Source organism: Agrobacterium sp. SUL3, assembly GCF_001263295.1.
Classification (GTDB): Bacteria; Pseudomonadota; Alphaproteobacteria; order Rhizobiales; family Rhizobiaceae; genus Agrobacterium; species Agrobacterium tomkonis.
In genome coordinates this window covers 1-2,500 of record NZ_KQ414501.1, presented here as the reverse complement: position 1 = coordinate 2,500, position 2,500 = coordinate 1, and the positions used below count along the sequence as shown (strand labels likewise).

General features: G+C 53.7%; 1 tRNA gene and 2 rRNA genes (1 of these 3 cut by a window edge). All 3 read left to right on the top strand.

The window, feature by feature from the left end:
- Nucleotides 1-1,827: ribosomal RNA gene (locus AKG12_RS09405) — 23S ribosomal RNA — on the top strand (it extends 1,059 nt beyond the left edge of the window).
- A 255-nt stretch (nt 1,828-2,082) separates the two neighbouring features.
- A 5S ribosomal RNA gene (gene rrf / locus AKG12_RS09400) occupies nt 2,083-2,197 on the top strand.
- Between the two features lie 226 nt (nt 2,198-2,423).
- Nucleotides 2,424-2,500, top strand: a tRNA-Met gene (locus AKG12_RS09395).

Here is a 2,500-nt window from a genome sequence, read left to right as displayed (position 1 = left end):
TCGGCAGACACACGGCGGGTGCTAACGTCCGTCGTGAAAAGGGCAACAACCCTGACCTCCAGCTAAGGTCCCCAAGTCATGGCTAAGTGGGAAAGGATGTGAGGATCCCAAAACAACCAGGATGTTGGCTTAGAAGCAGCCATCATTTAAAGAAAGCGTAACAGCTCACTGGTCTAAATAAGGGTCTTTGCGCCGAAAATGTAACGGGGCTAAAGCCATGCACCGAAGCTGAGGATATGCCGTAAGGCATGTGGTAGCGGAGCGTTCCGTAAGTCTGTGAAGGCGGACCCGTGAGGGCTGCTGGAGATATCGGAAGTGCGAATGTTGACATGAGTAACGATAAAGGGAGTGAGAGACTCCCTCGCCGAAAGACCAAGGGTTCCTGCTTAAAGTTAATCTGAGCAGGGTTAGCCGGCCCCTAAGACGAGGCGGACACGCGTAGTCGATGGGAACCACGTTAATATTCGTGGGCCTGGTGGTAGTGACGGATCTCGTGTGTTGTACATTCTTATTGGATTGAATGTGCGGCGAAGAGGTTCCAGGAAATAGCTCCACCGTATAGACCGTACCCGAAACCGACACAGGTGGTCAGGTAGAGTATACCAAGGCGCTTGAGAGAACTATGTTGAAGGAACTCGGCAAATTGCACGCGTAACTTCGGAAGAAGCGTGACCCCATTTTAGGCAACTATGATGGGGTGGCACAGACCAGGGGGTAGCGACTGTTTATCAAAAACACAGGGCTCTGCGAAGTAGCAATACGACGTATAGGGTCTGACGCCTGCCCGGTGCTGGAAGGTTAAAGGGAGGGGTGCAAGCTCTGAACTGAAGCCCCAGTAAACGGCGGCCGTAACTATAACGGTCCTAAGGTAGCGAAATTCCTTGTCGGGTAAGTTCCGACCTGCACGAATGGCGTAACGACTTCCCCGCTGTCTCCAACATAGACTCAGTGAAATTGAATTCCCCGTGAAGATGCGGGGTTCCTGCGGTCAGACGGAAAGACCCCGTGCACCTTTACTATAGCTTTACACTGGCATTCGCCAAGGCATGTGTAGGATAGGTGGTAGGCTTTGAAGCAGGGACGCCAGTTCTTGTGGAGCCATCCTTGAAATACCACCCTTATCTTCGTGGATGTCTAACCGCGGTCCGTTATCCGGATCCGGGACAGTGTATGGTGGGTAGTTTGACTGGGGCGGTCGCCTCCGAAAGAGTAACGGAGGCGCGCGATGGTGGGCTCAGACCGGTCGGAAATCGGTCGTCGAGTGCAATGGCATAAGCCCGCCTGACTGCGAGACTGACAAGTCGAGCAGAGACGAAAGTCGGTCATAGTGATCCGGTGGTCCCGTGTGGAAGGGCCATCGCTCAACGGATAAAAGGTACGCCGGGGATAACAGGCTGATGACCCCCAAGAGTCCATATCGACGGGGTTGTTTGGCACCTCGATGTCGACTCATCGCATCCTGGGGCTGGAGCAGGTCCCAAGGGTATGGCTGTTCGCCATTTAAAGCGGTACGTGAGTTGGGTTCAGAACGTCGTGAGACAGTTCGGTCCCTATCTGCCGTGGGTGTAGGAATATTGACAGGATCTGTCCCTAGTACGAGAGGACCGGGATGGACGTATCTCTGGTGGATCTGTTGTCCTGCCAAGGGCATAGCAGAGTAGCTATATACGGAATGGATAACCGCTGAAGGCATCTAAGCGGGAAACCAACCTGAAAACGAGTGTTCCCTATCAGAGCCGTGGAAGACGACCACGTTGATAGGACGGGTGTGGAAGCATGGCAACATGTGAAGCTTACCGTTACTAATAGCTCGATCGACTTCTTCGTTCCCATTGTTCATGTTCATCAAGCAAAGTTCGATGACATCATTCTTCTGTCCTGACGCCCGAAGGGCTCCGGACGGGCCGCGCCAAAAGGCGCGACGGACTAGCGTCCTGTATGGCTGCCACGCTCGATCTCGAGCAAGGCAGGCAAACGGACCAGTCACGGAAAGACGTGTAATTAAGATAAAAAGTGGCAATGCCACCCAGCTTCTCGAAACAACACTCATGTGAAAACATGATCAATGTTGCGTTTTGCCGACCTGGTGGTTATCGCGGGGCGGCTGCACCCGTTCCCATTCCGAACACGGCCGTGAAACGCCCCAGCGCCAATGGTACTCCGTCTCAAGACGCGGGAGAGTAGGTCGCTGCCAGGTCTGCAAAACGCAACATCAAATCTTCTCAAATCAAACTTCGGCCCAGCCGATACAAAAGGGCCGCTAATAGCGGCCTTTAGTCGTTCCGGGATACAAAACATAAGGCAAACGCCTCGTGCGTCCCTTACAGGAGACAAATCGCCTTCGGCAATTTGCTCCGGCAGTAAGCATCACAGCTTCCCTGTGATGCAGTCGCGATAAATCCCATAGGGATTTACACTGGTAACGCGGGGTGGAGCAGCCCGGTAGCTCGTCAGGCTCATAACCTGAAGGCCGCAGGTTCAAATCCTGCCCCCGCAACCA